Source organism: Rhizobium sp. SRI_017, assembly GCF_057586295.1.
In genome coordinates, this window is record NZ_JBYCZP010000006.1 from 144,835 (window position 1) to 163,222 (window position 18,388).

The window sequence follows — 18,388 nt, forward strand, 5'->3', positions numbered from 1 at the left end:
AGTCCCAACGGGGACGGATGGGAAGGTCTATTTGTTCTGGATGCCGGCGATGGCTTCCGCGAAATCCTTGGCGTTGAAGGGCTCGAGATCCTCGACCCCTTCGCCGACGCCGATGAAGCAGACCGGCAGCTTGTGCTTGGCCGAGATGGCGACAAGGATGCCGCCGCGCGCCGTGCCGTCGAGCTTGGTCATGATAAGCCCGGAAACTCCGGCAACATTGCGGAAGATCTCGACCTGGTTGAGCGCATTCTGGCCAGTCGTGGCGTCGAGCGTCTGCAGCACCGTATGCGGCGCATCCGGATCGAGCCGGCCAAGCACGCGGACGATCTTTTCGAGCTCCGCCATCAGCTCGGTCTTGTTCTGCAGCCGTCCGGCGGTGTCGATGATCAGCACGTCATGGCCGGCTTGCTTGGCCTTCTCATAGGCCTCGTACGCGAGACCCGCCGCATCGGCGCCGAGCTTCGACGACACGATGTCCGCACCGGTGCGGGTCGCCCAGATATTGAGCTGCTCGATCGCCGCGGCGCGGAACGTATCGCCAGCCGCCAGCATCACTTTTAGGCCGCCACGCGTCAGCTTGGCCGCGAGCTTGCCGATCGTCGTCGTCTTGCCGGTGCCGTTGACGCCGACCACGAGAATGACATGCGGCTTGTGATTGAGATCGAGCTCCAGAGGCCTGGCGACCGGCGCCAGCACCTTGGTGATCTCGGAGGCCATGATCTTCGAGACGTCCTCGCCGCTGACATCCTTGCCATAGCGCTCGGAGGCCAAAGCATCGGTGATCCTCAGTGCCGTCTCGACGCCGAGATCCGCCTGGATCAGCAGGTCTTCGAGATCCTGCAGCGTCTCGTCATCCAGCTTGCGCTTGGTGAAGAGCGAGGTGATCTGCGAGGTCAGCTGTGCCGAGGTGCGCGACAGGCCCTGGCGCAGGCGCTCGATCCAGGAAAGCTTGCGCTCGGCCGTTATGGGCTCGGGTTCGATGCGGTCGGATGTGGAGGAGAAACCGGCGGGCAGGACAGGCGCGGCGCGGGGTTGCTCCAGCGCGGGTGCTGGCTCCGATGCCGGTTGATCGACGTCGGGCTCCGGCTCGGTCGCTTCCTGCTCTACAGGCCCCTTGAGCGCAGCGTCTTCAGCCACCGGCACTGCCTCGGCTTCCGCCTGTGTTGCGAGTTCTGGATCGGGCTCGATCTCCGGTTCGGCCACCGGCGCGACTGGTTCGTCTTCGGTCGCCTGAGCAGCTTGGACAACTGGCGTGTCGTTCACAATTTCTGGCTCGATGACGAGGCTTGTATCCGCGATCTTCTCGCTCGGAATCTCGGCTTCGGCCGTTGGCTCCTGCTCGGCGACGGCCTCAGCCTCGTCAGACTGTTCGTCGATCCCATCGATGCCCGGCTCGTCCGACGGAATGATCGCCGGCGCGGACTCTTGTTCGACCGTCTCGTTGAATTCCGCCACGGAATCGGCCTGCTCGCGCAGTTCGGTCAGTTGATCATTGCGGAAATGCTCGAGATCGTCGGGGATGATTACATCCGGCACGATAAGCCGGTCGCCAAGATGCTCTACGGTGACGGGGTCGAGCACCAGTCCTTCGGCGACGGGCTCAGTGGCAGATTCCGTTTCCTGGAAAGTGGTCGGGGGGAGCTCTTCTGCGGTTACGACGGGCGTCGCTTCACGCACCACTTCAGGGTCGGGAACAACCGCGCTTTTGTCATCCTTGCCGAAGGAGAAGATCTTTTTGATGAAGCCTAGCGCCATGCGATGTTCTTTCCAGGCAATGCTCGGTGTTGGAGATCGCAGTGATACCCCCCTCTGTCACTTTGTGACATCGGCAGGGCAGAGGGGGGTATGGCTTGCGCAAGCGCAACCGTCATGCCGCCTCCCGCACCAGTTCCGCAAACAAATGCTTGCCGTTATGCCCCGCGATTAGCACATCGGCAAAGGTCCGCGGCGGCAGCCCCAGCCCGTCAACCAGCATGAAATTCTCGGTATGCGCCATGCCGGTATTCTCGACCAGGATGCGCTGGACGCTGCCGGCCATGCCCGCCAGATATGCCGTATGTAGTCGCTCTCCGGCCGCCCTGAGACGTGACGCGCGCTCCTTGATCAATCCGCGATCGAACTGCGGCATCCGCGCAGCCGGCGTGCCCTCGCGCGGCGAGAACGGGAAGACATGGAGTTTCGCGATACCGCATTCCTCGGCGAGGCGCAGCGAATTTCCGAACATCTCCTCGGTCTCGGTCGGAAAGCCGGCAATGATATCGGCGCCGAAGCTCATCTCCGGCCGGAGATCGCGCGCCCGTCTCACGAAGGTGATCGCATCCTCGCGGCTGTGCCGGCGCTTCATCCGCTTGAGGATCATGTTGTCGCCATGCTGCAGCGACAGATGCAGATGCGGCATGAAGCGCGGCTCGTTTGATATCAGGTCCCAGAGATGTTCGTCCGCTTCAACACTGTCGATCGACGACAACCTTAGCCGGCTTATCTCCGGTACATGCTTGAGGATCGCCTTGGCGAGCTGGCCGAGCGACGGCGTGCCCGGCAGGTCGGCGCCATAGCTCGTGGCATCGACACCGGTCAGTACGATCTCGCAATAGCCGTTCTCGGCCAACATCCGGGCCTGATCGACCACGGATCCCATCGGCACCGAGCGGGAATTGCCGCGGCCATAGGGGATAATGCAGAAGGTGCAGCGATGATCGCAGCCATTCTGCACTTGGATGAAGGCGCGGACATGCCCGTCGATCAGCTTCACCATCTGCGGCGCGGTCTCGGTAACGCTCATGATGTCGTTGACGCGGAGTTTCTCGCTCGCCGCCACGCCGAAATCCGGCAATATCCGATAGCTTGCCGACTTCAGCTTTTCCTCGTTGCCAAGGACGAGGTCGACCTCGGGCATGCCGGCGAAATTGGCGCCCTCGGTCTGCGCGGCGCAGCCGGTGACGATGATGCGGCTTTCGGGATTCTCCCGCCGCGCGCGGCGGATCGCCTGGCGTGCCTGGCGCACGGCTTCCGAGGTCACGGCGCAGGTGTTGAAGACGAGCGCATTGTTGAGCCCGGCCTTGCCGGCCTCCGCCTTGATCACTTCCGATTCATAGGTGTTGAGGCGACAGCCGAAGGTGATGACGTCGACGCCGCTCAATTGACCGACGCCTCTTGGGCAGCCGCCTCCTGGGTCTCTCTGACATAGTCGCCGGTGGCGGGGTCGAGCAGGCCGGACCATTCCCATTCCGCCGGGCCGGTCATGACGACATGGTCGTCGTCGCGCCAATCGATGAACAGCGGCCCGCCGCTCGGCATGTTGATGCGGACCTTGCGGCCGGTGCGCTTGGTGCGCGCGGCCGAAACGGCAGCGGCGCAGGCAGCGGAACCACAGGCCAGCGTCAGGCCGGCGCCGCGCTCCCAGGTGCGGAGATCGAGCTCATCCTTGCTGCGGATGCGGGCGATCGAGATATTGGCGCGTTCGGGGAAGATCGGGTGGTTCTCGAGAAGTGGCCCAAAGCGATCGAGATCGTAGTCCCACACATCCTTGTCGACCCAGAAGATCGCATGCGGATTGCCCATAGACGCAGCCGACGGGGAATGCAGGATTGGATTGTCGATTGGCCCGATCTGCAACTCGATGCGGCGGGTGTCGGCAAATTCCTCTGATAGAGGGATCTTGTCCCAGGCGAATTCCGGCTTGCCCATGTCGACCGAAATCGAGCCGTCGTCATGTTCCTCGGCATTGAGAATGCCGGCGATGGTCTGGAAGGTGAACGCCTTGCGGCCGGTCTCGGCGGCGAGCGCCTGCACGACGCAACGCGTGCCGTTGCCGCAGGCCTGGGCGAAGCTGCCATCGGAATTGATGATGTCGATCCAGGCATCCGTACCTTGGGCCTTGGGATCGTAGATCACCATGGCCTGATCAAAATGCGTCTCGGCATTGCCAGCAAGCGCTATCGCGGCAGCCGGCGTCACCTTGTCGGCACGACCGCGCATGTCGACGACCAGGATCTTGTTGCCAAGCCCGTTCATCTTCGCAAATTGCGCGTCTGATGCCATTGAATGCCATTCCTAGAGATTTCCGGCTGTATATGGGCCAAAAGGGGGGAAATTGCCAGTCTTGTTTAGACTCGGCGGAAAGTCCCTCTCCAACTCTTCCCACAAAGGGGGAGGGCTAGTCTGGGGTCGCTGTCTTGCCTCTGGCAACGTTGACGTAAGTGTCATGGTTGCGAAGAGAATTAGGCAGGGCGTCGTTGTGGCCTTCCCCTTTGTGGAGGGATGGGGAGGGGTCTTTCAGGACCAATCACAGCAATCCCTTCCTCACAAACCGTTGCTCGGTCAGCGCCTGCCCCCATTGATCGCCGGACCATTCTTCTGACAGCGCGAATCCCGCGGCCACATAGAGCTTCCGCGCAGCATCCAACCCCTTGAACGTCCAGAGATGGACTTCCGGGAACCCACGGTCATCGCAAAACCTCAACCCGGCCTCCAGCAGCCGCCTGCCCGTGCCTGATCCACGCAAACCGTCATCGACGATGACCCATCTCACATGCGCCTTGCCCTCCCCGAGATCTTCCCCATCCACCGCGATCGAGCCGACGATCTCGCCGGCCTGAAGCGCGAGCCAGATCTGATTGGCTGGCCGGTCGAGGCGCTGGCTGAACTCGGCCATACCTGACGCCACCCGTGCCTCGAAGAAGGAACTCATGGACCATTCGCGGGCATAGTAGCGACCATGCATCTCGGCGACGCGACCGATGGCGCCCGGCAGGAAGCCTTCGTGGATTTCGATTGCCGGCGGTGTCGGTTCGCTCCGGTCGTGCACAGCCCGCAGCGCGTCAGCATAGTCTGCAAGGCCGCCGACGACACGCTGGCGCGCGGCGCCATTAAGCGAATGTAGCGCCTTGCCGACCTTGAGATTGGCAAAACGATTGATGTCGCCCAGCAGTGCATGTCCATCCGGGGTCAACGAGAGGATTTTCGCGCGACCATCCGCCTCGCTCGACCTCTCCTCGATCAGTCCGCGCTCGACGAGCCGCGCCAGCATGCGACTGATGGTGGACTTCTCGAGCAGCAACACCTGGCCCAGATGGTTCGCCGTCATCGCGCCCTGATTGCCGATCTCGATGATGGCATGCACCGCCGAGGGCGGCAGGTCGGTTTCGGCCAATGTCGGCTGCATGAAACCGAGTTCGCGGACCATCCGGCGCGAGGCATTGCGGACGGAGAGGATGTCGGTATGGGTCAGCGCTTCACGCATGGGAGGATCCAATATAGTTGCTTTGTACAACTATATTTATGACAGTGGATGGATTCAAGAGGGTTGAAAGCCTCATCATCGGCCCTACATCGTCCGTACCGGATTTCGGCGGGAAAGCTTGAAATCACGTGTGTGCGCGGATAAACGAGGCCCAGCTTCAACATCCGCGACATCACGAAAGCCAGGATCATGACGACACGCAAGCTTCTCCTCCTCCCCGGCGACGGCATCGGCCAGGAAACAATGGCCGAAGTCCGTAAGTTCATCACGCGCATGAACGAGAAGTTCGGCGCCGGCTTCGAGGTCCAGGAAGGCCTGGTCGGCGGCTCGGCTTATGACGCACACGGCAAGGCGATCTCCGAAGAGGACATGAAGAAGGCGCTCTCGGCCGACGCCGTGCTGTTCGGCGCCGTTGGTGGCCCGAAATGGGATGGCGTGCCCTATGACGCGCGCCCCGAAGCCGGCCTGCTGCGCCTGCGCAAGGATCTCGAACTGTTCGCGAACCTGCGCCCCGCCATCTGCTACCCGGCGCTCGCCACCGCGTCCTCGCTGAAGCCCGAGATCGTCGAAGGCCTCGACATCCTCATCGTCCGCGAACTGACCGGCGGCGTCTATTTCGGCAGCCCGAAGGAAATCATCGACCTCGGCAATGGCCAGAAGCGCGGCATCGACACCCAGGTCTACGACACGTTCGAAATCGAGCGCATCTCGGCTGTCGCCTTCGAACTCGCCCGGACCCGGAACAACAAGGTCTGCTCGATGGAGAAGCGCAACGTCATGAAGTCGGGCGTGCTCTGGAACGAAGTCGTGACCGCGACCCACAAGGCCAAATATTCCGACGTCCAGCTCGACCACATGCTGGCCGATGCCGGCGGCATGCAGCTCGTTCGCTGGCCCAAGCAGTTCGACGTCATCGTCACCGACAACCTGTTCGGCGACATGCTCTCCGACATTGCGGCGATGCTGACCGGCTCACTCGGCATGCTGCCGTCCGCGTCGCTCGGAGCGCCCGATCCGAAGACCGGCAAGCGCAAGGCGATGTATGAGCCCGTGCATGGCTCGGCGCCCGACATTGCCGGTCAGGGCATCGCCAACCCGATCGCGATGATCGCCTCCTTCGCGATGTGCCTGCGCTACTCGTTCAACATGATCAAGGAAGCCGACACCTTGGAGAAGGCGATCGCCAACGTGCTCGACCAGGGCATCCGCACCGGCGACATCATGGCCGAGGGTGCGCGCAAGGTCGGCACATCGGAGATGGGCGACGCGATCCTCGCCGAATTCGAGAAACTCTCTTCCTGAGAACACGGAGGGCCGTATTGACCGTCGAGAAAACCGAACCGAAATCCGGCCCTTTCGCCGCCCTGCGGCGCCACTATCGCGAGACCCGGCCTGACCACAGGCCGGTTCCCAAGATTCTGCCGCTCGTCGTCATTACGATCCTCGGCGTGGCGGCCTTCTTCCTTCTTGACGTGCGTGCAGCAGGCATGCACGGCGCCTGGCCGGATTGGATCCGCCAACCCTCGCTGTTCCTCACCGATCTCGGCAAGTCCTGGTGGATCATCACGGGCACGGTGCTGATCATCATCGCCGGCACGCTACTGCACCGCTTTTCCGGCAACGACGATCGCCGCAAGCTGGGTGTCGGCGCCATCCACGGGGCGAGCTACGTACTGATATCGGTCGCAGTATCGGGATTGATATCCAACGTCATCAAGCGTGCGATCGGAAGGCCGCGCCCCGAACTATTCGGCGACCAGGGGCTCTTTTCCTTCAATCCCTTCGTGCATAATTCGGACTTCGAGAGCTTTCCGTCGGGGCATGCCACGACCTGCGGCGCGCTCTGGACGGCTCTTGCCCTGCTGTTTCCGCCGCTGCGCTGGCCGCTGTTGCTCGTGGGCCTCTATCTCGCCTTCACCCGCATCTTCGTCGGCGCGCATTATCCATCCGACGTGCTGGTCGGCTTCGGCTGGGGCATGTGGTTCGCCTTCTTCATGGCCATTCTCTTCGCCCGCCACGGCCTGGTCTTTTCCCACAGGGACGGCAAGCTCACCCGCCTGATCTGACCGGCACCACGACAAAGAAAAACCCGGCGCGATCGCTCGCGCCGGGGGGAAAGCAGGTTGCCCTGCTGCAGGGATCAATCCGCGTGGACGTTGTTGTTCTTCGTCTCGCGCAGGAAGAGCATTCCGATGACCAGGCTCATGCAGGCGATGATGATCGGATACCACAGGCCGTAGTAGATATCGCCGGCCGAGGCACTGAGCGCAAAGACGATCGCGGGGAGCAGACCGCCGAACCAGCCGTTGCCGATGTGATAAGGCAGCGACATGCCGGTGTAGCGGATGCGGGTCGGGAACATCTCGACGAGCATGGCGGCAATCGGGCCGTAGACCATGGTGACGTAGATGACGAGGACCGTCAGGATCGCGATGCACTGGATCCAGTTGACCTGGGCCGGGTCGGCCACGATCTTGAACTCGCCACCGCCGGGTATCTTGTAGACCGCGACATCCGTCGCGCCGTTGAGCTCCGCCGCAGTGGCGACCTTGTCGCGGATAGCCGCATTGGCGTTCATCTTTGAGGTGCCCGTCGCCTTGATCGCCTCTTCCGTCAGGTTGAGCTCGGGGTTGGCGGCGACGAAGCCGGCAAGCTTGGACTCGGCGATCGTCGCCGTGCCGCGAGTTAGCGGATAACCGGCTTCCTTGAGCGCGAAGTAGGCGGTCTTCTGGAAGGCGCCGTCGAGTGCCTTGGCCTGATCACCGGCCTTCACCGCGTCATAGGACGGAATGTCCTTGCCGCCGATCTTGACGGAGGCGACGGTTCCCGCCGGTGCCGCGACGATGTCATACGGGATCGAGTTCCGGGTCAGGAACGCAGTCGCGATGTCGCAGGACGAGGTGAACTTGGCGGTACCGGTCATGTTGAACTGGAAATTGCAGTCCTTGGGATCGGTGTTCACCGTGGCGCGGATGTTCTGCTGGGCCGTGTAGAGAGCAGGGTTACCGGCATAGGTGAGCGCCTTGAACAGCGGGAAGTAGGTCACCGCCGCGAGCAGCAGGCCGAGCATGATGATCGGCTTGCGGCCGATCTTGTCAGACAGCCAGCCGAACACGACGAAGAAGCCGGTGCCGATGGCGAGCGAGGCGGCGACCATGATGTTGGCCGACTGCGGATCGATCTTGAGAACGTTCTGCAGGAAGAACAGCGCGTAGAACTGGCCCGAATACCATACGACGGCCTGGCCGGCGACGGCACCGAACAGCGCCAGCAGCGCGATCTTGGCATTCTTCCATTGACCGAAGGCTTCCGAGATCGGTGCCTTGGAGGTCTTGCCCTCTTCCTTCATCTTCTTGAAGGCGGGCGACTCGTTCATCTTCAGACGAATCCAGACGGAGATGCCGAGCAGGAGCGAGGAGATGAGGAACGGAATGCGCCAGCCCCATTCAGCGAAGGCATCCTTGCTCATCATCGACTGGAGGCCCAGGATGATGAGAAGCGACAGGAAGAGACCGCCGGTCGCCGTGGTCTGGATCCAGGACGTATAGTAACCGCGACGATCATCCGGCGCGTGTTCGGCGACATAGGTCGCAGCACCGCCATATTCGCCGCCGAGCGCGAGGCCCTGAAGCAGGCGCAGCACGATCAGGATGATCGGAGCGGCGATGCCCAGTGTTGCCGAGCCGGGCAACAGACCGACGAGGAAGGTCGAGAGACCCATGATCAGGATGGTGATCAGGAAGGTGTATTTGCGGCCGACGAGGTCGCCGAGCCGGCCGAACACCAACGCGCCGAAGGGACGCACCAGGAAGCCCGCGGCGAAGGCGAGCAGCACGAAGATGTTGCGGGTCGCCTCAGGATAGGCGTTGAAGAACGCGTGTCCGATATAGACGGCGAGTGAACCATAGAGATAGAAATCGTACCATTCGAACACGGTGCCGAGCGAGGAAGCGAAGATGACTTTCTTCTCTTCCGACGTCATGCCGCGAGTCGTGCTCGCATTGACGGCGATATCAGCCATTGGGAAAGATCCTCCAGTTGCGCCGCCGTTCCCTCCTCAAGGTTCGTCGCGGCATGGGCGCAAATCTGACAGAAAGTGCCTTGAATCGTCAGCGCTCCTTTGGGCTTATGACTAAGGTATTAGGTGCAATGCAGCGTTTGCAACACGGCATGCGCGCGTGCGTGGCCGCGAAAAGTTTTGCCGGACCTGTTCCCCAGGCAACTTGACTTTGGAACGGAAAACCATCATCAAGCCTCTCGAAGAAGGAACCCGTCATGATCGGTCGCGAATACGCACGCCCTGTCATTGCCGCGCTGGATGCCCAATCCGGCGAGGGTTCGCTTTTTTCTCCGGTCAACAAAACCCGGGCCACCAAAACGACGACGAAAACCGTCTGACGTTCCTGGCCCGCCGCTCTCTCCCCCGGCTTTAGGCCGGGAGCGGAACCCGACACGGCCGCGCGCCGGCCGAGGGTTCTAAACTCCAAGCAACCGGCGGAGAGAAGAGAAAGAGACTGATAAAATGGGTTTCAAGGTAGCAGTGGCAGGCGCGACCGGTAATGTGGGTCGCGAAATGCTCAATATTCTCTCCGAACGTGGTTTTCCCGTCGACGAAGTGGTGGCGCTGGCTTCCAGCCGGTCGCTCAACACCGAAGTGTCCTTCGGCGACAAGACGCTCAAGGTGAAGAACCTTGAAAACTATGATTTCGCCGGTACCGACATCTGCCTGATGTCCGCAGGTGGCGCCGTCTCGATGAAGTATTCGCCCCTCATCGGCAAGCAGGGCTGCGTCGTCATCGATAATTCCTCGGCTTTCCGTTACGAGCAGGATGTTCCGCTGATCGTCCCCGAGGTCAATCCTGATGCGATCTCCGGCTATACGAAGCGCAACATCATCGCCAATCCGAATTGCTCGACCGCCCAGCTCGTCGTCGCGCTCAAGCCGCTGCACGATTTCGCCAAGATCAAGCGCGTCGTCGTCTCGACCTACCAGTCGGTCTCCGGTGCCGGCAAGGAAGGCATGGACGAACTGTTCCAGCAGACCCGTGCCGTTTTCGTCGCTGACCCGGTCGAATCCAAGAAGTTCACCAAGCGCATCGCCTTCAACGTCATTCCGCATATCGATAGCTTCATGGAAGACGGCTATACGAAGGAAGAGTGGAAGGTGCTCGCCGAGACCAAGAAGATCCTCGATCCCGCAATCAAGGTGACCTGCACCGCCGTCCGTGTCCCCGTCTTCATCGGCCATTCGGAATCGGTCAATATCGAGTTCGAACGCGAGATTACCGCCGAACAGGCCCGTACCATCCTGCGCGACGCGCCGGGCTGCCAGGTCATCGACAAGCACGAGAACGGCGGCTACATCACGCCTTACGAGAGTGCCGGCGAGGACGCGACCTTCATTTCGCGTATCCGCGAGGACGCCACGGTCGAGAACGGCCTCAACATATGGGTCGTGTCCGATAATCTGCGCAAGGGTGCCGCGCTCAACGCGATCCAGATTGCCGAATTAATGGTCAACCGCGGCCTCCTGAAGTCCCGCTAAGACCTCATTCAGGTCTTTTGCAACGACGTTGGAATAAATACCCCGCGAGAAACGTCTTCTCGCGGGGATTTGTATTGAACATTTCCAAGCTGCTGCTAAGAGACGGCCAGCGAATCTGGGCAGTACAACAGAACGCGGATCAGCCAGAACGACATTGGCCATAAGGAGCCGGGAATGAGCGCAAAGGGACTGTGCCTTTCAATTTCATTGGCAGCGGCATTCGCCGTCAGCGCAACATCAGCCTGGGCGGCCTCCTGCTCAAAGACATCTGCCGGCTTCGATGACTGGAAGTCGGAAATCAAGAGCGATGCCCTCGCGGCCGGCGTCAGCGAACGTACGGCGGACAAGGTCCTTGCCAGCGTTTCCTACAGCAAGGCGACCATCCGCGCTGACCGCGGCCAGAAGAGCTTCAAGCTCAGCCTCGATGAATTCCTTCGCAAGCGCGGCGCCTCCACCATCGTTTCGCGTGGCAAGAAGCTGAAGCGGCAGAACGCAGCGCTCTTCGCCTCGCTCGAAAAGCGCTTCGGCGTTCCGGCCGGCCCCCTGATCGCGATCTGGGGCATGGAAACCGGCTTCGGTAGCTTCATGGGCAAGGAGCACACGCTCTCGGCCGTCGCCACGCTGTCCTTCGACTGCCGCCGCACCGACTATTTCACCGACCAGTTCATGTCGGCGCTGAAGCTTGTCGATGCTGGCACGCTGTCGATCAACGCCAAGGGCGCCGCCCATGGCGAGATCGGCCAGACCCAGTTCCTGCCGAAGAACGTTCTGAAATATGGCATCGACGGCGACGGTAACGGCCGCATCGACATGGTCGGCTCCAAGGCGGACGCCCTGGCATCAACGGCCAACTTCCTCCGCGGCCATGGCTGGAAGGCCGGCGGCGGCTACCAGCCGGGCCAGACCAACTACGGCGCGATCCAAGGCTGGAACGCGGCCAAGGTCTACCAGCAGGCGATCGCCCTCATGGGCGCACAGATCGACGGCGAGACTCAGTAAGCGGCTGGCTGCAAGAGATTTCGGAAAAGGCGGCTTCGGCCGCCTTTTTCATTGCTTGTGTACGTAGGGTCGGGTGAAGTCGCCGGTCTGCGGGTCCATGACCCAGAGTTCGCCGGACGAGATGTCGAACCAGGCGCCTGACAGTTTGATCTTCTGCCGCTCATGCAGGATACGCACGCAGGGAAAGGTCAGAAGGTTCTCGATGGAGATGCGGATCGAGATACGCTCCAGTGCACGCTGGCGCTCGGCCGCGGTCATCGACTTGTACTGCGTGACCTCCTCGGCCGCAGGTCGGAGCATACCCATCCACCGGCCGATGAAGTCACCGGGGGATAGCGGGTTGGCATCGCTGTTGAGCGCGGCGTGGATACCACCGCACCGGCCATGGCCCATGACGACGATCTCGCGGATCTTGAGCGACTGCACAGCGAATTCGAGCGCTGCCGAGGTGCCGTGGTTCTGGCCATCAGGCGCGTAGGGCGGCACGAGATTGGCGACGTTGCGCACGACGAAGAGTTCGCCCGGACCGGCGTCGAAGATGGTCTCCGGCGCCGAACGCGAGTCGCAACAGGCAACCACCATCGTCTTCGGCGTCTGCCCGGTTTCGGCGAGCTGGCGATAGCGGCCGGATTCGCCGGCATAGCGCCCGCTCATGAAGTTGCGGTAGCCGTCGAGCAGATGCGATGGAAAACTGTCCATTGTGCCTCCTTCTTTGCCTATTTCCGTCTTGAACGCGAGGGATGAAGCAGCTGGCGGATCTGCACCATCGCCATCGGGGTAAGAAAACTCGAATAGTCCTCGAACAGCATCAGCTCATCGGCGCCGCGCTTGACGGAACGCGCGAGGATTTCGAACACCGACGCCGTCGTCATCTGCAGCGCCCTCTCCTCGGTCTCGCCGCGCATCAGGCGGGCGAGAAAGAGCGCTGAAGTGAGATCGCCGAGGCCGTTCGGCGGATTGCCGACCATGCGGTGTTCCGCCAGCAGCGCCAACCGGTCGGTGAGCAGGAGATTGCCGATGCCGCCGGCCATCATCGGCACCGCGGAGGTGACCAGCACCCGGCGCGGGCCGAGCGCCAGCGCCGCATCGATCACGTCATTGTTGGTCTCGAGCGCAGCACCCGAGAGCCAGCCGAGTTCGTAGCGGTTGGGGGTTGCGATATCGGCGATCGGGATCAACTGGTCGCGGATCGCTTCTGCGATCTCCGTCTTCACATAGAGGCCACCGGAATCGCCGATGACAGGATCGCAGACGAAGAGCAGGCCGGGACTGGTTTCCTTGAGTTTCCTCACCAGCCGCGCAACGGGCGCCACCTGTTCGGCACTGCCGAAATAGCCGGTCACCACCGCCTTGACGGCGCCCGCCCAGCGCGAGCCACCCATATCTTCAAGGGCAGCAGCGAACTGTCCGTCGGGTGTGGGAATGCGTGTCGAAGGGCCATGGCCGGGATGCCAGGGAAGGATCACCGTCGGCAGCGACCAGACGCGAAAACCCATGGTTTCGAGCGCAAAGACGATGGCGCGATTGCCCACCGAACCGCGAACGACATGGCTGGATATCGCGACGATCTCCGCCGGGCTATCGCTATCCATTCCCAACCCATCCCTCTGAGCATTCATCGCTCTATTTGACGGCTTCAATTGCCGCAGCGCAATAGTTTGTCAACCGGAAAGGTCCGGCTGCAACAAGTCTCCTCCTTTCCCTCCCTATCCGCCCGTCTTGAATGTGTCGCGCCAAAGTGCGACGTTCCCGCGCGGACATGTGCGGGGGAATGAACGTGGCTGAAGCCTATGCGCAACCCGAAGGCCGCGTGACGAAGCGCGGGCTCTTCGGCTGGATGATGTTCGACTGGGCCGCACAGCCCTTCTTCACCGTCGTCATCACTTTCGTCTTCGGTCCTTATTTCGCCGCCCGCATGGCCAGCGACCCGGTTGCCGGCCAGCTGGCCTGGAGCCTGACCGCCACGATTGCCGGCATCGTCATTGCGATCCTCTCGCCTGTGCTCGGCTCGATCGCCGATGCGACCGGCAATCGCAAGCGCTGGATCGGCTTCTTCGCGCTCGTCAAGATATCAGCACTCTACTCGCTCTGGTGGGCAGAGCCCGGCAGCTCCGTCGTCTCGATCGGTCTTCTTGTGATCCTGGCGTCGATCGCCGCGGAGTTCTCGATCGTCTTCAACGACTCCCAGATGCCGCGCCTCGTCAGCAAGGACAACGTTGGCACGGTCTCCAACATCGCCTGGGGTCTCGGTTATCTCGGCGGCATGATCGCGCTTTTCATCGTGCTTCTGCTGCTTGCCGGCAGCCCGACGACGGGCAAGACCCTGATCGGCATCGATCCACTCTTCGGCCTCGATCCAAAGGCGGGCGAAGACGCGCGCATAACCGGTCCCTTCTCGGCGATCTGGTACCTGATCTTCATCCTGCCGATGTTCCTGTTCACACCCGACACCGCCACCGGCATGCCGATCGGCAAGGCCGTGCGGTCGGGTCTCACGGAACTCAAGTCCACGCTCGGCGAACTTCGCCAACGCACCGGCATCGTGAAATTCATGATCGCCCGGATGATCTATCAGGATGGCGTCAACGGCCTGCTGATTCTCGGCGGCGCATTCGCGGTCGGCATGTTCGGCTGGGAGACGACCGAAATCGGCCTTTACGGCATCATCCTCAACATCACGGCAATACTTGGCTGCGGCGTGGCGAGCCTGCTCGACAAGCGTCTCGGCTCGAAGATCGTGGTTTCGGTGACGCTGGTCATGCTGTTCATCGCCACGCTGGGTTTCGTCTCGACCGGCCCGGGCTTCACCCTTTTCGGCTTCGTCCAGCTTCCGACTGCCGACGGTGGCGGCCTGTTCGGCACGGCGGCCGAGAAGGTCTATATCCTCTACGGCCTTCTGGTCGGCTTTGCCTTCGGACCCGTCCAGGCCTCCTCGCGCTCCTGGCTGGCACGAAGCGTCACGCCCGAAGAGGCCGGCCGCTATTTCGGCATCTACGCACTGTCCGGCCGGGCCACGACCTTCCTCGCCACCGGCCTGAACACGGTGCTGATCATGGCATCGGGATCACCACGGCTTGGCATGGCCTCGATGCTGTTGTTCTTCGCGATCGGCATGGCGATCCTTGCTGTCACGCCCTATCCGGCGGATAAGGTCACCGGGCGAAAACCCTAGTGCCGGAAATGCCGTGAGCCGGTGAAGACCATGGCGACGCCGTGCGCGTTCGCGGCGTCGATCACCTCCTGGTCGCGCATTGAGCCGCCTGGCTGGATCAGGGCCGTAGCGCCAGCCGATATCATCGACAGCAGACTGTCGGCGAAGGGCAGGAAGGCTTCCGATGCGGCCGCGGAGCCCTTGGTCATCGGCGCGGCCCAACCGTTGGCACGGGCGGCGTCCTCGGCCTTGATCGCTGCGATCCGTGCTGAGTCGACGCGGCTCATCTGGCCGGCGCCGATGCCGGCTGTCTGGCCGTCTTTGGCATAGACCACGGCATTCGACTTGACGTGCTTGGCTACCTTGAAGGCGAACATCATGTCCTGAAGTTCCTGCACGGTCGGCGCACGGGCGGTGACGACCTTGAGGTCGAGATCCTCGACCATGATATTGTCGCGGGTCTGAACGAGGAAACCGCCGGATACGGTACGCATGGTCAACCCGGCCGTGCGCGGATCAGGCAGGCCGCCGGTCACAAGCAGGCGAAGGTTCGGCTTGGCCGCGACGATCGCCTTGGCCTCGTCGCTGACCTCGGGCGCGATGATGACTTCGGTGAAGAGCTTGACGATCTCACTGGCCGTAGCGCCGTCGAGCGCAGAATTGAGCGCGATGATGCCGCCGAATGCCGACGTCGAATCGCAGGCCAGCGCCTTGCGATAGGCGTCCGTGAGTGTTGCGCCGGTCGCGACTCCGCAGGGATTGGCATGCTTGATGATGGCGCAGGCGGCACCGGCCGTCGTCGGGAACTCGGCGACCAGTTCAAACGCTGCATCGGTATCATTGATATTGTTGAAGGAAAGCTGCTTGCCCTGGATCAGCGTCGCATTGGCGACGCCAGGCCGCTTCTCGCCGGTGACGTAGAACGCCGCCTTCTGATGCGGGTTCTCGCCGTAACGCATTTCCTCACGCAGCACGCCGCCGATCGCGCGATGGCGCGGCGCCGCGATCTTGAGGTCCTCGGCCAGCCAGTTGGAGATCGCAGCGTCATAGGCTGCAGTGCGGGCAAAGGCCTTCTGCGCCATGCGCTGGCGGAACGGGTAGCCGACGGTTCCTTCAGCCTTTAGCTCGCCGATCAGTTCGGAATAGTCCGCCGGATCGGTCATGATGGTCACATAGGCGTGGTTCTTCGCCGAAGCGCGGATCATCGCCGGTCCGCCGATGTCGATATTCTCGACGCTCTGGGCGTAGTTCTCGCCGCGCGCCCGCACTTCCTCGAAGGGATAAAGGTTGATGATGGCGAGATCGATGCCCGCTATGCCATGCTTCTCCATCGCCGCCACATGGTCGGCATCGTCACGGATCGCCAGCAGGCCGCCATGGACGTTGGGATGCAGCGTCTTCACGCGGCCATCCATGATCTCCGGAAAACCGGTAACGTCAGTGACATCCGTGACCGCGATGCCCTCGGCCGACAGTGCCTTGAAGGTCCCGCCCGTCGACAGGATACGGATGCCGAGCCCCGCCAATTCGCGCGCCAGTTCGGCAATGCCGCTCTTGTCACTGACCGAGATCAGCGCGGTGGAGACTTTCACGCGATCGGGAGCGGGGATGTTCTTGGACTGCACGGCCATGGCGGGATCCTCTAGCGGATGGATGCCGGTCGCCTATCACAGCCCTCCACCCGAGAAAACCGCAAACCCGTCATGATCGGGGATTTTTCAGCTTACGGCGGCGGTCGACACTCTACTCAGGATCCACTGGATTTCCAGCGACTCACCGTGCGGGAAATGAAGCTCGATCTGCTGCGAAGCGCGGATGCCGCTGGGGTCGGCGAAGAAGACGTCTTCCTCGACCTTGATTTCCGTGTCGGTGGTCGAGAGTATCCAGGCTTCGCCATCGGGTGCCACCAGCCGGATCTCGTGCTCGTTGATTTCTCGGATATCGATCTGCGGATGGATGTGGAAGCGGGCGATGGCCACGGTTTGGAGATTGACGGGCGGATCGGAGCCATCCTCCTGCACCAATCTGTCGTTGCCGCGGATCTGAGTGCCCTGGGCGTTGATCTGTAGCGTCCGCTCGTGGATCAGGCCGAAGGGTTCCAAATATCCGTCATGGCGGCCGAGCAGGCCCTCGCTGCCATCCTCGAACTCGCCCCGCTCCACCTGCACCTCGGAGATGCCGTCGGAGAAGATCGGGCCTGACATCGAGGATTTGGAGATCCGGCTGGAGCTCGTGTCATTGACCGTCACCGTCGAATGCGCCGCGGTGGCACGCGCGAGCTGACGATAGTTCTCGCCGGCGAAGCGCGGCGCGCCAGAATTGATGATGAAGCGATGCTTGCCCGCCGACATCTCGAAGGACAGGCAGCCGGCATGTGCCGTCCGCGACATGGCCGTGCTGAGCGGCTTGCCGGTATCGACGATCAAGACCGTGTCGCGGACGGCGAGGCGGTGATAGCCGAGATGCGGCAGCGCCTTGAAGGGCTTTCCGGCTGTCTCGTCATAGCGCAGCACCGCCATCAGCTCGTTGGACAGGGTCGTCGTGGCACCATTGAACAGCGCGAGCTCGCCGCCCTGGTGGCGGAAGAAGCGCAGGGCCGGATACATGCGGTCGATCGCCGGCATCAGCCTCGTCGGGGGGTCATAGCCGAGATTGACATAGGTCTGCCGGAGCGGCAGCAGATCGAACAGCAGCTCGAGCCCCATCCGCGGGTTGCGCGAGATATGGCCGCCGTCACCCAAGATCTGCCGGTCGAGCTCGCGGTCGAGCTGCCGCGCCGCACGCTTCAGCCGGCCATTGGACGAGGACAGCGACACCGTCGCGACAGCGAGCGCGATCCGGATTCTCAGCCGTGTCTGGCCATCCGGCGCATATTTCGCCGTCAGCTCGAGGTAGCGGATCTGCATCCTGAGGCTCTTGAGCACCCGTCTGTAGAAGCGGACGTCCGCATTTTTCAGCACCACGGTCGAATGCGAGAGCCAGGCAACGATACGCTGTGCGGTAGTATCAGGGTCCCAGGCAAGGCCGGTGATTCGCCGGCCATGGGTGGCAATCCATTCGTCAGTCAGCCGGCGCGCCACCGCATAGCGTTCATCCGAATGTGTCGCCCGGATATGCCGCAGCCAGGAGAAACTGTGGAGCCGATAGGCGAATTCTTGCGACGGCAGTTCGACGGCGAAGGGCGAATGTCCCTGGGTGTCGAGCAGGCGGCCAGCCAGTGGAAAACGGCCCTCGGCAATTTCGTCGGCAATGAAAGGATCGGCCGCATGAAGATCGGTCGGGGCGACCACGAGACGCTTCGGCCCGCTGCGCATGCTGGGCAGCATGGTGACGCGGAATGCAGCGAGTCCGTGAGAAAAGCGCCGTCGCATTTCCCCCAGATAGTGCGACAGGTATCTCCGACGGCCCGACACGCTCATGACGCAGCTACATACATGTTTCAGCAAGAGGT

The 18,388-nt window shown here is 62.2% G+C and carries 15 protein-coding genes; 6 read left to right on the forward strand and 9 right to left on the reverse strand.

Going from position 1 to position 18,388, the window contains the following annotated elements; all coding sequences use genetic code 11:
• Window positions 1–27: 27 nt before the first annotated feature.
• The 4 genes from ftsY to AC2YI2_RS15555 all read right to left on the reverse strand — a co-directional run bounded on the left by ftsY (window position 28) and on the right by AC2YI2_RS15555 (window position 5,242).
• Entirely contained in the window at window positions 28–1,755 is a 1,728-nt protein-coding gene (gene ftsY / locus AC2YI2_RS15540; protein WP_487387392.1) for a signal recognition particle-docking protein FtsY, read from the reverse strand.
• A 112-nt stretch (window positions 1,756–1,867) separates the two neighbouring features.
• Entirely contained in the window at window positions 1,868–3,139 is a 1,272-nt protein-coding gene (gene mtaB, locus AC2YI2_RS15545; RefSeq protein ID WP_487387393.1) for a tRNA (N(6)-L-threonylcarbamoyladenosine(37)-C(2))-methylthiotransferase MtaB, read from the reverse strand.
• Window positions 3,136–4,041, reverse strand: a complete 906-nt coding sequence (gene dapF, locus AC2YI2_RS15550; RefSeq protein ID WP_487387394.1) for a diaminopimelate epimerase — start codon at window positions 4,039–4,041, stop codon at window positions 3,136–3,138. Before dapF ends, mtaB begins: the two co-directional genes overlap by 4 nt.
• A 244-nt stretch (window positions 4,042–4,285) precedes the next feature.
• The gene (locus AC2YI2_RS15555) at window positions 4,286–5,242 is read right to left on the reverse strand and encodes a bifunctional helix-turn-helix transcriptional regulator/GNAT family N-acetyltransferase (RefSeq protein WP_487387395.1); all 957 of its coding nucleotides are present in this window, start codon (window positions 5,240–5,242) and stop codon (window positions 4,286–4,288) included.
• Window positions 5,243–5,431: 189 nt separating this feature from the next.
• On the opposite strand from AC2YI2_RS15555, the gene leuB reads away from it, so the two are divergent.
• Window positions 5,432–6,544, forward strand: coding sequence for a 3-isopropylmalate dehydrogenase (gene leuB / locus AC2YI2_RS15560; protein ID WP_487387396.1), 1,113 nt, complete (start codon window positions 5,432–5,434; stop codon window positions 6,542–6,544).
• A 17-nt stretch (window positions 6,545–6,561) separates the two neighbouring features.
• Complete coding sequence (locus tag AC2YI2_RS15565) at window positions 6,562–7,308, forward strand: phosphatase PAP2 family protein (RefSeq protein ID WP_487387397.1); 747 nt, start codon at window positions 6,562–6,564, stop codon at window positions 7,306–7,308.
• Window positions 7,309–7,382: 74 nt separating this feature from the next.
• Here the strand turns inward: AC2YI2_RS15565 and AC2YI2_RS15570 are convergent, their stop codons facing one another.
• Complete coding sequence (locus tag AC2YI2_RS15570; protein WP_487387398.1) at window positions 7,383–9,263, reverse strand: MFS transporter; 1,881 nt, start codon at window positions 9,261–9,263, stop codon at window positions 7,383–7,385.
• A gap of 254 nt (window positions 9,264–9,517) precedes the next feature.
• Here AC2YI2_RS15570 and AC2YI2_RS15575 point away from each other — a divergent pair, with 254 nt between their 5' ends.
• The 3 genes from AC2YI2_RS15575 to AC2YI2_RS15585 all read left to right on the forward strand — a co-directional run bounded on the left by AC2YI2_RS15575 (window position 9,518) and on the right by AC2YI2_RS15585 (window position 11,786).
• Window positions 9,518–9,640, forward strand: coding sequence for a hypothetical protein (locus AC2YI2_RS15575; protein ID WP_487387399.1), 123 nt, complete (start codon window positions 9,518–9,520; stop codon window positions 9,638–9,640).
• 124 nt (window positions 9,641–9,764) lie between these two features.
• The gene (locus tag AC2YI2_RS15580) at window positions 9,765–10,787 is read left to right on the forward strand and encodes an aspartate-semialdehyde dehydrogenase (protein WP_487387400.1); all 1,023 of its coding nucleotides are present in this window, start codon (window positions 9,765–9,767) and stop codon (window positions 10,785–10,787) included.
• A 174-nt stretch (window positions 10,788–10,961) separates the two neighbouring features.
• A complete protein-coding gene (locus AC2YI2_RS15585) occupies window positions 10,962–11,786 on the forward strand; it encodes a lytic murein transglycosylase (protein WP_487387401.1) in 825 nt (274 codons plus the stop codon).
• A 48-nt stretch (window positions 11,787–11,834) separates the two neighbouring features.
• Here the strand turns inward: AC2YI2_RS15585 and AC2YI2_RS15590 are convergent, their stop codons facing one another.
• Window positions 11,835–12,485 (reverse strand): carbonic anhydrase, encoded by a 651-nt coding sequence (locus tag AC2YI2_RS15590; RefSeq protein WP_487387402.1) that lies wholly within the window; start codon window positions 12,483–12,485, stop codon window positions 11,835–11,837.
• Window positions 12,486–12,502: 17 nt separating this feature from the next.
• On the reverse strand, window positions 12,503–13,378 hold the full coding sequence (pdxY, locus tag AC2YI2_RS15595) for a pyridoxal kinase PdxY (RefSeq protein WP_487387403.1): 876 nt from the start codon (window positions 13,376–13,378) through the stop codon (window positions 12,503–12,505).
• Between the two features lie 179 nt (window positions 13,379–13,557).
• On the opposite strand from pdxY, the gene AC2YI2_RS15600 reads away from it, so the two are divergent.
• Complete coding sequence (locus AC2YI2_RS15600; protein ID WP_487387404.1) at window positions 13,558–14,958, forward strand: MFS transporter; 1,401 nt, start codon at window positions 13,558–13,560, stop codon at window positions 14,956–14,958.
• Here the strand turns inward: AC2YI2_RS15600 and purH are convergent.
• Both purH and AC2YI2_RS15610 read right to left on the reverse strand, forming a co-directional pair.
• Entirely contained in the window at window positions 14,955–16,568 is a 1,614-nt protein-coding gene (gene purH / locus AC2YI2_RS15605) for a bifunctional phosphoribosylaminoimidazolecarboxamide formyltransferase/IMP cyclohydrolase (RefSeq protein ID WP_487387405.1), read from the reverse strand. The genes AC2YI2_RS15600 and purH overlap by 4 nt on opposite strands.
• A gap of 87 nt (window positions 16,569–16,655) precedes the next feature.
• Window positions 16,656–18,356: a heparinase II/III family protein gene (locus tag AC2YI2_RS15610; protein WP_487387406.1), complete on the reverse strand. Its 1,701-nt coding sequence runs from the start codon at window positions 18,354–18,356 to the stop codon at window positions 16,656–16,658.
• Window positions 18,357–18,388: the final 32 nt, after the last annotated feature.

What these genes read in the sequence shown, in the direction of transcription:
- AC2YI2_RS15610 (WP_487387406.1), bottom strand. Translation starts at nt 18,356, where the DNA reads ATGAGCGTGTCGGGCCGTCGGAGATACCTGTCGCACTATCTGGGGGAA.
- AC2YI2_RS15570 (WP_487387398.1), bottom strand. Translation starts at nt 9,263, where the DNA reads ATGGCTGATATCGCCGTCAATGCGAGCACGACTCGCGGCATGACGTCG.
- AC2YI2_RS15600 (WP_487387404.1), top strand. Translation starts at nt 13,558, where the DNA reads ATGAACGTGGCTGAAGCCTATGCGCAACCCGAAGGCCGCGTGACGAAG.
- purH (WP_487387405.1), bottom strand. Translation starts at nt 16,568, where the DNA reads ATGGCCGTGCAGTCCAAGAACATCCCCGCTCCCGATCGCGTGAAAGTC.
- AC2YI2_RS15555 (WP_487387395.1), bottom strand. Translation starts at nt 5,242, where the DNA reads ATGCGTGAAGCGCTGACCCATACCGACATCCTCTCCGTCCGCAATGCC.
- AC2YI2_RS15575 (WP_487387399.1), top strand. Translation starts at nt 9,518, where the DNA reads ATGATCGGTCGCGAATACGCACGCCCTGTCATTGCCGCGCTGGATGCC.
- leuB (WP_487387396.1), top strand. Translation starts at nt 5,432, where the DNA reads ATGACGACACGCAAGCTTCTCCTCCTCCCCGGCGACGGCATCGGCCAG.
- ftsY (WP_487387392.1), bottom strand. Translation starts at nt 1,755, where the DNA reads ATGGCGCTAGGCTTCATCAAAAAGATCTTCTCCTTCGGCAAGGATGAC.
- pdxY (WP_487387403.1), bottom strand. Translation starts at nt 13,378, where the DNA reads ATGGATAGCGATAGCCCGGCGGAGATCGTCGCGATATCCAGCCATGTC.
- AC2YI2_RS15590 (WP_487387402.1), bottom strand. Translation starts at nt 12,485, where the DNA reads ATGGACAGTTTTCCATCGCATCTGCTCGACGGCTACCGCAACTTCATG.
- dapF (WP_487387394.1), bottom strand. Translation starts at nt 4,041, where the DNA reads ATGGCATCAGACGCGCAATTTGCGAAGATGAACGGGCTTGGCAACAAG.
- AC2YI2_RS15585 (WP_487387401.1), top strand. Translation starts at nt 10,962, where the DNA reads ATGAGCGCAAAGGGACTGTGCCTTTCAATTTCATTGGCAGCGGCATTC.
- AC2YI2_RS15580 (WP_487387400.1), top strand. Translation starts at nt 9,765, where the DNA reads ATGGGTTTCAAGGTAGCAGTGGCAGGCGCGACCGGTAATGTGGGTCGC.